13 protein-coding genes are annotated in these 14,251 nt (G+C 41.8%); 9 read left to right on the forward strand and 4 right to left on the reverse strand.

Features of this window, described 5'->3' with window-relative positions; genetic code table 11:
* Positions 1-102: 102 nt before the first annotated feature.
* Positions 103-621 carry a hypothetical protein gene (locus V7K50_RS00590; protein WP_334956241.1) on the forward strand — a complete coding sequence of 173 codons (519 nt, stop codon included), beginning with the start codon at positions 103-105 and terminating at the stop codon, positions 619-621.
* A 37-nt stretch (positions 622-658) separates the two neighbouring features.
* Here V7K50_RS00590 and V7K50_RS00595 read toward each other — a convergent pair whose 3' ends face one another.
* Both V7K50_RS00595 and V7K50_RS00600 read right to left on the reverse strand, forming a co-directional pair.
* Entirely contained in the window at positions 659-847 is a 189-nt protein-coding gene (locus V7K50_RS00595; RefSeq protein WP_334956243.1) for a DUF6887 family protein, read from the reverse strand.
* Positions 840-1,016, reverse strand: a complete 177-nt coding sequence (locus V7K50_RS00600; RefSeq protein ID WP_334956245.1) for a DUF6888 family protein — start codon at positions 1,014-1,016, stop codon at positions 840-842. Before V7K50_RS00600 ends, V7K50_RS00595 begins: the two co-directional genes overlap by 8 nt.
* 221 nt (positions 1,017-1,237) lie before the next feature.
* Between V7K50_RS00600 and V7K50_RS00605 the strand changes: the two genes are divergently transcribed.
* The 5 genes from V7K50_RS00605 to V7K50_RS00625 all read left to right on the forward strand — a co-directional run bounded on the left by V7K50_RS00605 (position 1,238) and on the right by V7K50_RS00625 (position 6,443).
* On the forward strand, positions 1,238-1,759 hold the full coding sequence (locus tag V7K50_RS00605) for a Ycf51 family protein (RefSeq protein ID WP_334956247.1): 522 nt from the start codon (positions 1,238-1,240) through the stop codon (positions 1,757-1,759).
* 832 nt (positions 1,760-2,591) lie between these two features.
* Complete coding sequence (locus tag V7K50_RS00610) at positions 2,592-3,782, forward strand: iron-containing alcohol dehydrogenase family protein (protein WP_334956249.1); 1,191 nt, start codon at positions 2,592-2,594, stop codon at positions 3,780-3,782.
* Positions 3,779-5,011, forward strand: coding sequence for an aspartate aminotransferase (locus V7K50_RS00615; protein WP_334956251.1), 1,233 nt, complete (start codon positions 3,779-3,781; stop codon positions 5,009-5,011). The genes V7K50_RS00610 and V7K50_RS00615 overlap by 4 nt, the downstream gene beginning before the upstream one ends.
* Before the next feature lie 85 nt (positions 5,012-5,096).
* On the forward strand, positions 5,097-5,240 hold the full coding sequence (locus V7K50_RS00620) for a hypothetical protein (protein ID WP_334956253.1): 144 nt from the start codon (positions 5,097-5,099) through the stop codon (positions 5,238-5,240).
* Positions 5,241-5,903: 663 nt separating this feature from the next.
* Entirely contained in the window at positions 5,904-6,443 is a 540-nt protein-coding gene (locus tag V7K50_RS00625; RefSeq protein WP_334956255.1) for a hypothetical protein, read from the forward strand.
* Positions 6,444-6,481: 38 nt separating this feature from the next.
* Here V7K50_RS00625 and V7K50_RS00630 read toward each other — a convergent pair whose 3' ends face one another.
* Positions 6,482-10,318, reverse strand: coding sequence for a hybrid sensor histidine kinase/response regulator (locus V7K50_RS00630; RefSeq protein ID WP_334956257.1), 3,837 nt, complete (start codon positions 10,316-10,318; stop codon positions 6,482-6,484).
* Between the two features lies 1 nt (position 10,319).
* Entirely contained in the window at positions 10,320-10,634 is a 315-nt protein-coding gene (locus tag V7K50_RS00635) for a helix-turn-helix domain-containing protein (RefSeq protein ID WP_334956258.1), read from the reverse strand.
* 330 nt (positions 10,635-10,964) lie between these two features.
* On the opposite strand from V7K50_RS00635, the gene V7K50_RS00640 reads away from it, so the two are divergent.
* The 3 genes from V7K50_RS00640 to V7K50_RS00650 form a co-directional block, all read left to right on the forward strand.
* Positions 10,965-11,996 carry a 1-acyl-sn-glycerol-3-phosphate acyltransferase gene (locus V7K50_RS00640; protein WP_334956259.1) on the forward strand — a complete coding sequence of 344 codons (1,032 nt, stop codon included), beginning with the start codon at positions 10,965-10,967 and terminating at the stop codon, positions 11,994-11,996.
* An 87-nt stretch (positions 11,997-12,083) separates the two neighbouring features.
* Complete coding sequence (locus tag V7K50_RS00645; RefSeq protein WP_334956261.1) at positions 12,084-12,542, forward strand: hypothetical protein; 459 nt, start codon at positions 12,084-12,086, stop codon at positions 12,540-12,542.
* Positions 12,543-12,611: 69 nt separating this feature from the next.
* Positions 12,612-14,251 (forward strand): NACHT domain-containing protein (locus V7K50_RS00650; RefSeq protein ID WP_334956263.1); only part of this gene is annotated, 1,640 nt, incomplete at its 3' end.

The raw sequence follows: 14,251 nt of genomic DNA on the forward strand, positions 1-14,251 counted from the left end.
TTTTGTATATTTATTATTTTTCTCAGTTAAGCACAATTTAAAAAATATTGAATTTGATCCAATATCTGGAAAAATTTTATCTTTCATGAAGGAATGTAAAACATGGTTGCTGAAATAAAACTAGGTCTTTGTAACCCGCCAGAACCTATTTATTTGTATGTAAAGAAAGGAGAATTAAGCGGAGAATCTTACCTTTGGTATAATTACGATATCAATAATAAAATAACTATTCCTGTACAACAAACAGGGCTGACTGGGTATATATCCGAACTTAAATTAACGACAAAAGAGTTTAGAGAAAGGGACAATATTAAGTTAGACATCGTTGTGAGGGCGGATGAAATTTATATTGTTAGGACTGGAATAGAAACGAACTTTGCTAAAAGTTTTCTTTTGGCTGTATCAGTACTTCAGGACTTTTCCAAGCCCCTGATTATTGCTGCAACTGCTGGAGAAGAGAACGTGGTTTTTTGTAACCTTTACGACGCGGCGACTAAAACCCGGATTCACTCTGAATGGAACAGAGATGCTGATTGGCTAGCAATAATTGATAGTGTTCAAGCTAAATTGCAGACATCTCAAAATTCTCATATCGTATCTGGTGAGCCAATACTGTTCTGAATAACTGAGGAATTTGGAAAAGTAATACCAGTTTGAGCTATGGCTCTAAGCCTTGGCTACGTTTTTCTTGGATGATTTGTTGTAGATCATCTACTGAATTAAGGCGTTTGCCATTAGACTGAACGTGTAATGCTAGGGCGTGAATTGCTTCGGTATCGCCACGATTTTGTAAGATATAATCTCGTAATTGCTTGCGTGTCATTTCTCTAAAGTTAGGCTTATTCATAATCAACCTCTCCTTCTAGATTAATTATTACTACTGTCTCTTCACCTGCTATTACTACGATGTTATCTGTTCGCTCATCTAAGCTAACTAGGTAAACCGGGAGATACATTCGCGTTAGCCAAGTCAAGACTCTGTATAACTGTTTCAATTGTTCTGAGGTTGGCTCCATTTCATCGCTAAACTTAGGCTAAACACAAGTTTAAACTTTATTATGCTCGATAAGCTTTATGGTGTGTTAGCAATTCTTTGTGAAACTGCACAAAATCAGGTTTGGTGATACAACTTGTTCTGAACAAATTGTTTTATGCAACCTCACAGGTAATCGGTGTAAGCTCTCGGTAAAATGGGTGTGTCGGTAACGAAAAAAAAGACGCATCCATAACCAACCTTATGCTCACAACAGCTAACTTTCTTCAGTACACCCAATGGTCAGGTATAGCTACCTTGGCATTTGCTGCCTTAGTAGTTTTGGCTTTTATTTTCAAATGGGGCATCCGCTTTCGGCTGGTGGGTACGACTGGCTTTATGCTGGTGCTGACTGGTGGTTTATTTGGACTCTCAATAGTCCCTTTGAGTCGGACTGTGATTCCCGGAGCAGTGAGGTACACTCTGGTTTATGACAATGGCTCAACCCAAGCGGTAATTGCCACATCACCCCAAATTACACCCACACAATTAGAAGCAACTCTACGTCAAGCAGCTAGTAATCTCTTTTCTTATGGTCGCTCAGGTACACGAGAAGATGAAAATTTGACAGTTCGCGCTCGTACCATCATCCACCCGGAAATAGGGATTTCTGTACCAGTTTACTTGGGTGAGGTGAAGCGATCGCTCGTTTCTCATCAAAATTCCCCAGTCACAGTCCAAATTTACACAGACAATTTCGCTCAATTGCCAAAACCCACCGCTTAAGAAGCAGAGGGAGATGAGGGAGAACAGGGGACAAGTTTTTTCTTTGCCTTTCCCTTGTCTTTTCCCAATGCCCAGAAGACAAAATAATTTACTTTGTATCAGAATAACAAAACTCATTTTGTATTTACTGATACAGTAATGGTTATTTTTAGATTAAGATATTCAAACTTTAGTGGTTCTACTGTGGAAAAAAGTTAATCAGCGTGCGGGTAATGGGTACTGATAGTTGTGATTTGTCAGTTGTTTTCTTAACTACCACTGTTGTCATTTTCAACAATATTTGCAGGGAAAGCAAATGAATCAGTTATAGTGGCGTACATTTGCCACCACATCTATCTGTAGCTGAGGATTGGATTAAATAGCATGACCACTTACACATTATCAATTCTCCTGACTTTTCACGGTATCTGGAAAACCTCACTTCTATTTCTCTCTCCTAAAAGGAGAGAGACTTTGAATTTTCCCCCTTCCCGCGTCGGGAAGGGGGTTAGGGGGTTAGGTTTTTCGTGCGCTTTTCCACATAACGTGAAAAGTCAGATCGATTCTCGATCGCTTTTCTTGAGAATCTGACAATGGTAATGTTAATTAGTTATACGGTTATTCAAAACTTTGATAGTTCGGAATTCCAGGGCAATGGGCATCATAGATTCAAGCAAGGTCGTGAAGCTACTCAATCAGTCGGCAATAGGCTTTGTCTATTTCATTCCTTGGCTCAAACCAAGATAAGCCGGGTGTAAGGTTGGAGCCATCCAAAAACCAGGTTGGCAACAAGTATCCCTGATCACCAGTCTATTTGGTTAAGAAATATCAAAGTTTTGGCAAACTAGATTATATGACCAATACAATTTCCACCCAACCTTCTTTGTCTACTCAAACCTCTAGTTCATTGTTGACGCTCGCAGTTGCCCCAGCGAAAGTAATCCGTGGTTCTGGGGTGTTGCAAGCAGCCGTAGCCGAAATCGCCTGTTTGGGAAGTCGTCCCTTAATTGTGGCAGGTAAGTCTACTCTGGCCATCAGCCAACAAAATTTGCAACCAGTTTTAGAAACGCAACAGTTACATCCTGTTCAAGCTTCTTATGGTGCAGATTGCTGTGAAGCTAGCCTGAAATCTTTAAAGAAAACGGCAAAAGAACATAAAGCTGATGTGATTATTGGTGTCGGTGGCGGCAAAGCCCTGGATACAGCGAAATTAGTCGCGCAGCAGTTACAGTTGCCAGTGGTGACAATTCCGACTTCCGGATCTACCTGTGCCGCTTGGAGTGCCTTGTCGAATGTTTATTCGCAAGATGGGGCGTTTTCATATGATGTGGGACTATCTCGTTGTCCCGATTTACTGATACTCGATTATGAGTTGATTAAAACTGCACCCCAACGGACTTTAGTAGCTGGAATTGGTGATGCGATCGCTAAATGGTATGAAGCCTCAGTTAGCAGTGGGCATTTGCAAGATACTTTAATTATTGCCGCAGTGCAACAAGCGCGAGTTTTGCGAGATATCTTGTTGCAAAAGTCAGCCGCCGCCCTGAAAGAACCAGGTAGTGAAGTTTGGCGAGAAGTGGTAGACGCCACTGTGTTACTCGCTGGGGTAGTTGGCGGACTTGGCGGGGCGCAGTGTCGCACAGTTGCAGCCCATGCCGTGCATAATGGTTTAACGCACATTTCCGGGCATGGCAGTATTCATGGCGAAAAGGTTGCTTTTGGAATTTTGGTACAACTGCGTTTAGAAGAAATGCTACAAGGCAATCAACTAGCAGCATCAGCACGACAACAGTTGTTAAAGTTCTACGCAGAAATTGGACTACCCCAAAAATTAAGTGATTTGGGATTGGGCAATATTACATTAGGCGAGTTGCAAACAGCCGCCGAAATTGCTCTAGTTCCTAATTCTGACATCCATCGACTACCCTTTAAAGTCGCTTTGGAACAGTTGATGGCGGCAATGGTTTCCACCACTGCACCTATAGATAGTAGAGACACTACGAATCGAGTTTCGCCCAAGGGAATCAGTGACGAGGTTTTATGAGTTTAAATTGGATTGTCCCAGCAGAACGTATACAAAAACTACCACCTTATGTATTTGCCCGTTTAGATGAACTGAAAGCTAAAGCACGGGAACAAGGGTTAGATTTAATTGATTTGGGTATGGGAAACCCCGATGGTGCAACGCCAGCACCAGTTGTAGAGGCGGCGATCGCCGCTTTAAAAGATCCCGCCAATCACGGTTATCCGCCCTTTGAGGGCACTGCTAGTTTCCGCCGTGCCATCACCAATTGGTATCATCGCCGTTATGGTGTGGTTCTCGATCCTGATAGCGAAGCCTTGCCATTGCTGGGTTCCAAAGAAGGATTAACTCATTTAGCCCTCGCCTACGTTAACCCTGGCGATTTAGTTCTGGTTCCTTCCCCAGCTTATCCGGCACATTTTCGTGGCCCGGCGATCGCTGGTGGGAAAATTCACAGCTTGATTCTCAAACCAGAAAATGACTGGTTAATCGATTTAGCTGCAATTCCTGATGAGGTTGCTAAACAAGCTAAAATTCTCTATTTCAACTATCCCAGCAATCCTACCGCCGCCACAGCACCGCGCGAATTCTTTGAAGAAATCGTCGCCTTTGCCCGCAAATATGAAATTTTGCTGGTACATGATTTGTGTTACGCCGAGTTAGCTTTTGATGGTTATCAACCCACTAGTTTGTTAGAAATTCCTGGTGCGAAAGATATTGGTGTGGAATTTCACACCTTATCTAAAACCTATAATATGGCTGGTTGGCGTGTTGGGTTTGTGGTAGGTAATCGCCATGTAATTCAAGGTTTGCGGACGCTGAAAACTAACTTGGATTACGGCATTTTTGCCGCATTACAAACAGCAGCCGAAACAGCTTTACAACTGCCTGATGTGTATTTGCACGAGGTACAACAACGCTACCGCACCCGTCGTGATTTTCTGATTCAAGGATTAGGAGAGTTGGGTTGGGATATCCCCAAAACTAAGGCGACAATGTATCTTTGGGTGAAGTGTCCGGTGGGCGTTGGTTCTACAGATTTTGCCTTGAATGTATTGCAGCAAACAGGCGTTGTTTTGACTCCAGGTAATGCCTTTGGGGTTGCAGGTGAGGGTTATGTCAGGATCAGTTTGATTGCCGATTGCGATCGCTTGGGTGAAGCTTTACATCGCTTCAAGCAAGCTGGCATCCGCTATCAACCTGAAAGCGTAGTTTCGACTTCAGGAGCGATCGCCGATCTCGTCAGTTGAGTAGAGTCAGGAAACCCAACATTACATTACTAAAATGATTGCTGATCGTGTTTGGTATAATCTAAAAAAATAGAAAGAGTTAACAATGATTGGTAGTAATATATACATCAGTCAAGAAACTCAAGAATCTCTAATTAAAGCTGCGGCTTTAAAAAAAATGTCTGTTGAAGAACTAGCTTCTTCTATTTTGAGTGAAAGTATCCAAGAAAAGTTGGGGCAAGTTAGGTGAATTCTAGTAATAAATTTACCATAGCCGTTGGTTTCGACTTCGCTCAACCAACTGAGTGGCCGAGAGTTGAGCGACTTGTGCCGAGCCTGTCCTGAGCGTAGCCGAAGGGCGGAGCCGAGGTAAGTCGAAACTCGTAAACATGGTATTTTTTTAATCAGAAATCACCTTAGCTATTCTTCGGAAAAGAAAAGTAAATTTGCCGTTAATCCTTTTGGAGAAATGCAATCCTATGGTTATTTGGCAGATCCGAATGAACCCGTTATTTCTGATGATGATTGGGAAATGAATCAAAATTATGAAGTGAACGATTTGTGATCATTCTTGATACTCATATTTGGGTTTGGTGAAATCACAATGATTCAAAGTTGACTCATCTCCACCGTGAAGCAATAAATAAAGACCTCATGGTTTAGGTGTTTGTTCCATAAGTTTGTTAGAGATTAGCGACTGACAAGAAATAAATTATCCATCTTGTGGGGTGGGCATCCTGCCCGCCCTGAATATGGGACGGGTGCGGACACCCATCCCACAAGAAAATTTTGGATGTTTTTTTATTTGGAAGTCCCTTAGCAATTATCCTGATTGACGACAACAGTAGTGTAATTACTAGATACAGAGTGTTATATAACTCACAACACTAGTTGATTTAGTATAAACAATTTTATGTTGTCTGATTTAGATTTAGTTCGAGAGTTCGTATCCAACTCTATCCAAAAAAAAGATATTTTATTGGCAAATCGTTCTTTAACAGCACAAACAGTTTATAAGACTAACCGTCTGGCAACAAAGGCTGAAGGCGTAATTGCCACTGCCCAATTAAATACCACACAAACTGAATTCTTGATTTTGTCTAACTCATCCCATTGGGAGTTACTAAATCAAGCTTTACCAGAATCTAATTATCTCCTGAAAGGAAACATAGATAGTAGTAGTTTCTATCACTATCAACACTGCGAAATACCTAAAGGCTATAAGTTGCAATGTACTAAATCTGTGTTTTTATGGCGTGCTTGGTGGAAATACCGCAAAAATACTTTACAACTAGGAATTCCATTGGATATTTTAATCCAGACAAGAGATTCATGGTATCCAATCACAGATTTAAACATTAGTGATGGACTTCTGTCTGTTAAAACTTTAGCAAATGAGAGAGAAATTTATGCAGATGATTTAGTGATTTGGTTAAGCAAAATTAGTCATTAGTCATTAGTCATTGCTTAAAGCCCAAGGGTTTTGGCTTTTCAAGCGTGCCATTCATCGTTAATTATTTTTGAATTGTTAATTTTTTTCCCAGCTTCCAAGGATTGTAAGTTAGTTTGCAGGTTGCTACAACTAGAAATTAGGTTAGCGATCGCTCGAAGTAATTTAGCTGGCTCCACTGGTTTGGTGATATGCTGCCAAAATCCGGCGGCAATTGCTTGTTGATAATCAACCTCACCTGCATAAGCGGTGATGGCGATCGCTGGAATTCCTCCTCCTTGTTCTGGTGACATGGCTCTGATTTGACGCATCAGCATATAGCCGTCTACTTCCGGCATTCCAATGTCACTTAACAGCAGATTTGGCTGGAATTGAGGCATAATTCGTAGCGCTTCCATCGCAGATTCCGCCTGGATTACTACCGCGCCAGACTGTTCTAAAATGAAAGCAATTAACTCTCGCGTATCACGCTCATCATCCACAAGCAGAACTTTCAGCCCATTTAGCTCAGGTAAATCACCAGCTTGATAGACAATCTCCTGGCTATTTAGATGCATCTTGATCAGTGGTAGCATGACTATAAAAGTTGCTCCCTGTTCTTCACCCAAACTTTCTGCCTCAACTGTGCCGCCATGTAGCTCGACAATATGACGAACAATAGCTAATCCTAACCCCAGTCCGCCGAATTTTCTGGTAGTTGCGCCATCAGCTTGTCGGAAGTATTCAAATACGAATGGTAAAAAATCTGGACTAATTCCCTTACCTGTATCACGCACTCGAAGTTGAGCCTGAGAACCAACAGATTCTAAACTGATTTCTACCTCTCCACCTTGGGGTGTAAACTTAATCGCATTGGCAAGTAGATTCCAAATAACTTGCTGCAAGCGACTGGAATCACCTATTACGAGAAATTTGGGGTCGTCTCTTTGGTGTGCTTCCAGCGCAACTTGAATTTGGGATTTCAAATTGTCATCCCAATTTTTGTGAGAATTTTCTAATTCCAAATCGTTCGACTGAGCGACTTGTGCCGAGCTTGTCCTGAGCGTAGCCGTTCGCGCAGCGTCTCCGATAGGAGAAGGGCAAAGCCAAGGTAAGCCGAAGTCTGAAATCGTAAATTGCAAATTGATCGATTTGGCTTCAGCAGCTAAACGTACAGTTTCTATGGCGGCGGCGATCGCAGTTACCAGATTTACAGGCGCAATATTCAGGCTAAGTTTACCTTGCAGAATGCGAGAGACATCTAGCAAATCTTCAATTAGTTGGGTTTGAAGCTTGGCATTGCGCTCAATAGTTTCGAGAGCGCGAGTGGTGGTTGCTTCATCATACTTTTTAGTTTGCAGTAACTTTGACCATCCCAGAATCGGGTTTAGCGGCGTGCGGAGTTCGTGGGAAAGAACCGCTAAAAATTCATCTTTGATTCGGTTAGCTTGGATCAATTCTTCTTTGCGTCGCTGTAAGGAAGCCATTAACTGGGCGCGTTCTAGAGCAACCGCCACCTGATCGGAAGTTGCTTGTAATAGAGCAATTTCCCCAGAAGTGAAGCGGGTACGGGTGCGGCTGGCAAAGGAGAGGACACCAAGCAGCTTTCCTTGAGCAATTAGTGGTTGACCTGCATAAGCTGTAATTCCCAAATCACGGAGGATCTGGGCATTTGGATGGGTAGAGTGCAGCACATTATTGATCACAATTTGACGGCGTTCTTCTGCCACCATTCCACACATCCCCTGATTAAATTCCAGATATTGAATTTCTTGAAACACTTCATCAGTAATACCATTCCAAGCTACTAACCGAAATTTCTGCTTATTTTCGTGTGTATCGATTAAATAGTGAAAGTAAAAATGCAAATCCATCTGCGCCGAGAGTTTGCCAAATAAGCTGTTCATTAAATCCAAGGGGCGCTCAGTTGAAAGCAAATCACTGGTTGTTTCAGAAAGCAGTTTCAGTCTTTCACTACGCTCTTGTAAGGCTTGTTCTGCAAGCTGACGTTCCCGAAGGGCGCGTTCGCGTTCGGTGATATCAATTGCAACTCCTCCTACTAGGCGTTGCCCAGAGGCGTCGGCAATGGGAAACTTATATACCAAAAATTCCCCCAGAGTCCCATCTGTGCGTGGAGCAGACTCGATGGTTTCAACCACCTGATTAGTTTGGGCAACCATTCTAATGTTATGGAGGAGGGGTTGAGCGATTTGGGCTGGGTATAGCTCAAAAATGTTTTTATTGATTGCCTTATTTTTTGCTAAATTGAATGTCCTCAGATAAGTTGGACTGACGTAAAGTACACGTCCGTCTGCATTGGTAATCCATGCGGCGGCGGGAATATTGTCCATAAAAGCTTGAAATTGCTCTTGACTCTGACTCAGCGCTTTTTTAGTTTGTTTGAGATCGCTAATATCCAGAATGAATGCAACTGATTTGTGCCGAGATTCTCCTAAAAGGGAATAGCCAACTACAACCGGGACACTGGAACCATCCTTGCGAATACATTCCTTCTCATAAGGAGTACAGGTTCCCTTCGCTCTGGCCTCAGCAATAGCGAGTTCATCTAAATATTGGTACTCAGATGGCGTGATATCAGACCATCGTAATCTACCTGTCTGAATATCCTCCTGGGTATAGCCAACAATTTGCAAAAACTCGTCATTGGCTTCAGTGATGTTACCATTGGTATCACCAAAGAGAATGCCAACTATATTCGCTTTCACAAAACTCCTCAGCCGTTCCTCACTTGCTTGGACTGCCTTCTCTACCTGCTTGCGATCGCTAATATCGCGGAAGAAAATATCCAGACCATTTTCACAAGGGTAGGCGTGAATCTCCAGCCACAAGTCATACTGGGATGGTGAGTAGTAGTGATGCTCGAAGTAAACAGGAATTTGCTCTGCCATCGCCCATCGGTATTGGCGCTCTACATTCGTGCCTACTGATGCGGGCCACTCCTCCCAATGGGACTTACCAATGACCTCTGTCCGGGGTTTGCCGTTAATTCGCTCTGCTTCGGCATTTTGGTAGATAATTCGCCAGTCCCGATCTAGAGTAATAAATGCATTACTCATGTTTTCTAGAGTCCGTGTGACCCGCTCATTGGCTTGGTCTAATGCTGCTTCTGCTTGTTTGCGTTCGCGTAGCGCAGCTTGCTGTTCGCTTAAATCAACAACGAAGCCAATGACCGTTTCTTGAGTGTCTTCCAATACCACAGAACCGAGCAGAACGGGGATGCGATCGCCATCTTTATGAATGTATTCTTTCTCAAAGGGCTTGCATACTCCAGTAATTTTCAGTTCTTTCACTGAACGTTCGCTCAAAAGAAGATACTCTGGTGGGGTGATGTCGCGCCAGTTCATTTGCTGAGTGGAAAAATCTTCTCGCGTATAGCCGATCATCTTCAGAAAAGCATCATTGGCTTCGATGATCGAGCCGTCGTTCATCTCAGTGACGATAACTCCAATAATGTTGGATTCTGCCAGTCGGCTAAACCGCATTTCGCTATTTTGCAACAACTTGAGGCTTGTCTCTGCCTTGTGTCTTGCAGTTCGTAACTCGGAAGAGAGTGCAGTAATTAAGAAGGATACTAGTGAGAATGTGGTTAATCGTACCAAGACTTTCAGGCTGAGTAAATCGAAGGAGTAGACTGGCTCAATCAAAAAATAGAGGGCTGTGGTAACAGATAAGGCGATCGCTAACACTCCAAGTCTCATACCGCCATACCAAGCGCTGACTGCCACCGCAGCATAAAATAATGTAAATACGCTCGGCTCAAAGACTGGCAGCAACAGTTTTGTTAGCAGCAGCGCCGCCATGACTGGCAGAATCATTACACCAAAAGCTATGAACCAAGAACGCATCATCAAAAATTTTTCGGGTACTTTCACCATCATCTTAAAAGTCCTCCCGTTGCTCCGGTTTCGGGAGATACTCGTTCACTAGTCTTTTGCCTGGTTCGCCCATTTTCTCTAACATTTCTTCAATTAGCTTTAGTGCCATCTGTGAAGGCACTGTAGATCCGTTCTCCCAGCGATTGATTGTTCGCAGGGAAACTCCCAACTTCGCTGCAAACTTTTCCTGAGAGAGATTGAGTTGCTGTCGAAGTTCACGGATTAAATCTGAAATTTTTACTGGCTTTACTAGTTCCATAGTAGGAAGAGTAAGACAGGTGTCTCGCCATTTGCCTCCAGCTTGAGGAAGAATTTGCACAATCATCAGTTGTTATCAATTTCATCTTTTGGTAAAACACTAATATTCTGTTGTCAGTGTTCACTGTACAAGGAATCTATAAAATAAATATTAAATTTTGTCTGATGTGTGATCCCAAAATAGTATTATGTAACCTTAATTAATCAAATAGTATTCCTATATATAATAAGTTTTGTTTAATATTTTCCCTTGATAAATTTTCCAAATCATTGCTAGCTTAAGCAACCAAATCTGTAGTTAATTTTACTTTTATGGTAGGATACTAATGATAAAAGTAGAAAGCTAAAATGAATTTTTAATATAACTTTTACCTAATAATATTTAACTGTTTTGATTAATCAACATTCCGAAAACCTCCTAAAAACTCAACTGGAAAAATTACCAGGTGAAGGCTATATATTTAGCTGGTTTGATTGGTTTTGTCTTTGGTATCCTCCAGGTTGGCTAATTTTATTCAACCGCCATTGGCAGCACTATCACACAGATCCAGATGGTTGGAATTGGCTAGAATATGGATTATTTTTAATTCCTGGCGGATTTTATCTGGCGCTGCTGAGTCGTTGGTTGCGTCTGGGTTTTCGTTCACCTCGAAAAGAAGTTGGTGAATTTGATCCCAAATATCAACAAGCTTTTCGCTCAGAAGTTCTTAGCCCCATCGTTAAATACTATTTTCGGGGAGAATTACAACAAGTCGAAAACTCACCGCCAACAGGGCCATTAATTGTGGCAATGAATCACGCCGGAATGTGTTTTCCTTGGGACTTTTTGACATTGGGTTACTTATTAAGTGAAGCCAAAGGATGGGTAGTACAACCCGTAGCAAGTCCAGTATTATTTGAGCATCCTTGGGTGATTTGGTGGCTACCACCTAAATGGTCGCAGGTTTTAGGTGGTGTACGAGCCGAATTCAATGATTTTGAGTCCGCGATCGCTCAAGGTAAAATTCTCTTATATGCACCCGAAGGTATCCGAGGACCGGCGAAGGGTTGGAGAAAACGCTATCAGCTAGAAAAGTTTGATGTGAGTTTTATGAAGTTGAGCGATCGCTATCATATTCCCATTCTCCCAGTAGTTTGCATCGGTAGTGAATTTCTGCATCCTTGGGCTGTTAATTTCACCAAATTACAACAACTAGTTAAATTACCATTCTTGCCTTTCTCGCCTTTGATGTTGGTCTTACTCCTGTTTCCCTCAATGGGAATTTGGGCAATGAGAACTCGTCTGCGTTACTTTATTCAACCCTTAGAACCAGCAGGATTAGACACCGACTCCAACAAAGGGCGTGCAGTAGTTTATCAACAGGCGCAAAAATTACGAGAAAAACTGCAACTTCAAATTAATCAATTTTTGGGTAAATCTTAATACTACAAGCGGAAATTTGTTGAATATCAAAGGTTTAGATGTGGTTCAATAAATGAATTAAAACTCCTGTAAGTTTGTAGGGAATTTATGGTAACTGTAACACTGACAGCTGTTGCTACTGCGATCGCAACTACACTTTGGACTAAAGCACAAGAGAAAATCGGCGAAAACGTTGGTGATGCTACATGGACGCTAGGTGGCAAGTTAATCGGATTACTCCGCCAGAAGCATCAAGCACCATCTCTCACTAGTGCTGGTGAGGGAAATGAACAGCAGCCTTTAGATTGTGGTCAAGCAGTGCTGGAACTGAAAGCCGCAGCAGAATTAGATCCAGAAATTGCTCAAGCTGTTGTGGAAGTAGAAACAGCAGTCAACAAAGATCAATCTGAGACTGCTAAGAAAATTCAAAAATTAGCAGCAGAAATCAAGTCACAGCCATCAGTTGTTAACAATTTTGCAAAGTTGGCAGAAGAAATTAAAGCAGAGAAAGGTGGAATGGTTGCCCAACAAATCACAATTGGGCAACAAAATAATAATTACACCTGACCACAGTCGTCTCAAGGGGAGGATGGGACAAAGTTAACTCCCGATGAGTGGCGTGAAGTTTGCACCGCAATGCTGAAAAGTCAGCAGGAGGCTGCAAAACTCAGACGCAAAGCTACAGAACAAGGTTTTGAAATTAACGTTTATGTTCCCTTGGGCTTGGTGCAACGTAAACAACAGCAACGCCGACAGCCAAATGAAGATCAAGATAAAGAGGATGTTTATAAGTTAAGCGAAGAAGTCATTGCCAAAACCTATGAACATAACGCATTTATCATAGAAGTGATAGCACAACAAGCACAAGGAGACAAAAAGCATGTTGCTATCATCGGCGAACCGGGAGCAGGTAAGACAACTTTATTGAGTACCATTGCTTCCTTTGTTAAAGACGAAACTCAAGATTTAGTTATCTTTATTTCTCTAGCCAATTTACTGAGCAGAACCATTGAAGAATTTTTATTCAAGCAATGGCTTCCTGAAGCGATGAGATTAGTTAAATCTGATATTGTCGTCACACCAGAAATTGAACGTCAATTAATTGAGTGTTTTAGTAAGGGGAGAGTTTGGCTACTGTTAGATGGTGTGGATGAAATAGGTGAAAATTCACCTGTGCAAGCATTAGCAAAAATTAATCAAGAACTGACAGCATCTCTTAGACAGGCGCGGGTGGTGTTAACTTGTCGATTAAATGTTTGGGATGCCAAGGTTAATAATACACTCTCAGGATTTGATACTTATAAAACCCAAGAGTTTAAACCAGAACAAATTGATGACTTTATTCAGCAGTGGTTTGAGTATGCTAAAGATTCCCGAAAAGGAGAGATACTCAAAGCAAAATTAAAAGAAACTAAACATGAAAATGTTCGGAAATTAGTGACAAGTCCTCTGCGTTTGTCGCTATTATGTCAAACTTTTGATCAGGATAGGGAGGGAGAATTACCAGAAACGAAAGCTGCACTTTACGAAAAGTTTACTCGCTATTTCTATGAATGGAAATCAGAGTTATTTTCTAAGCTAGATAAATCTGATAATTTAAAGGATGATTTACACCACTCTTTAAGCCAATTAGCTTTTGCAGGCATTAATAGTAGTGCGAGGTTTCGCTTGCCAAAGAGTTTAGCACTTAAAGAAATGGATGAAAACCTGTTTAAATTAGCCTGTGATGTTGGTTGGTTAAATTTAGTAGAAAGAGTAACGGAAACTGACGAAGAAATTTATGCTTTCTTTCATCCTAACTTTCAGGAATATTTTGCAGCGTTAATGGTGAGTAATTGGCACGATTTTCTTATTCATGTTCCTGGCAACCGAACAGAAGGAACTTATCACATCTTTGAATCACAATGGAGAGAAGTGATTTTGCTGTGGTTGGGACGAAGAGAAGAAACAATAAGACAGCAGCAGCAAGACTTTATTGATGCTTTAGTAAACTTTAAAGACGGATGTAAAGGATTTTATGAATATCGTGCCTATTTTTTAGCAGCCGCAGGAATTGCAGAGTTTAGAGATTATTCTAGAGCGGATGAAATAGTAGCGCAAATTGTCAAGTGGACAATTGATGGTTTAAGTTCAATTAAACAGGAAGCTAGGTCAGCACTGCAACAGACAGACCGTATAAAAGCGATCGCCGCCTTGGTGCAACTGCTGCAATCAACTACTGTGGATGACTACACCCGTAGGCTGGCAGCAGATAGCTTAGGGAAAATCGACACAGG

It is taken from the genome of Nostoc sp. (genome assembly GCF_036917135.1).
In the GTDB taxonomy this organism is placed as follows: domain Bacteria; phylum Cyanobacteriota; class Cyanobacteriia; order Cyanobacteriales; family Nostocaceae; genus Nostoc.

Excerpts from the sequence above, each read along its gene's own strand:
- V7K50_RS00600 (WP_334956245.1), bottom strand. The coding sequence starts at position 1,016 with ATGGAGCCAACCTCAGAACAATTGAAACAGTTATACAGAGTCTTGACT.
- V7K50_RS00615 (WP_334956251.1), top strand. The coding sequence starts at position 3,779 with ATGAGTTTAAATTGGATTGTCCCAGCAGAACGTATACAAAAACTACCA.
- V7K50_RS00605 (WP_334956247.1), top strand. The coding sequence starts at position 1,238 with ATGCTCACAACAGCTAACTTTCTTCAGTACACCCAATGGTCAGGTATA.
- V7K50_RS00630 (WP_334956257.1), bottom strand. The coding sequence starts at position 10,318 with ATGATGGTGAAAGTACCCGAAAAATTTTTGATGATGCGTTCTTGGTTC.
- V7K50_RS00645 (WP_334956261.1), top strand. The coding sequence starts at position 12,084 with ATGGTAACTGTAACACTGACAGCTGTTGCTACTGCGATCGCAACTACA.
- V7K50_RS00590 (WP_334956241.1), top strand. The coding sequence starts at position 103 with ATGGTTGCTGAAATAAAACTAGGTCTTTGTAACCCGCCAGAACCTATT.
- V7K50_RS00610 (WP_334956249.1), top strand. The coding sequence starts at position 2,592 with ATGACCAATACAATTTCCACCCAACCTTCTTTGTCTACTCAAACCTCT.
- V7K50_RS00595 (WP_334956243.1), bottom strand. The coding sequence starts at position 847 with ATGAATAAGCCTAACTTTAGAGAAATGACACGCAAGCAATTACGAGAT.
- V7K50_RS00620 (WP_334956253.1), top strand. The coding sequence starts at position 5,097 with ATGATTGGTAGTAATATATACATCAGTCAAGAAACTCAAGAATCTCTA.
- V7K50_RS00625 (WP_334956255.1), top strand. The coding sequence starts at position 5,904 with ATGTTGTCTGATTTAGATTTAGTTCGAGAGTTCGTATCCAACTCTATC.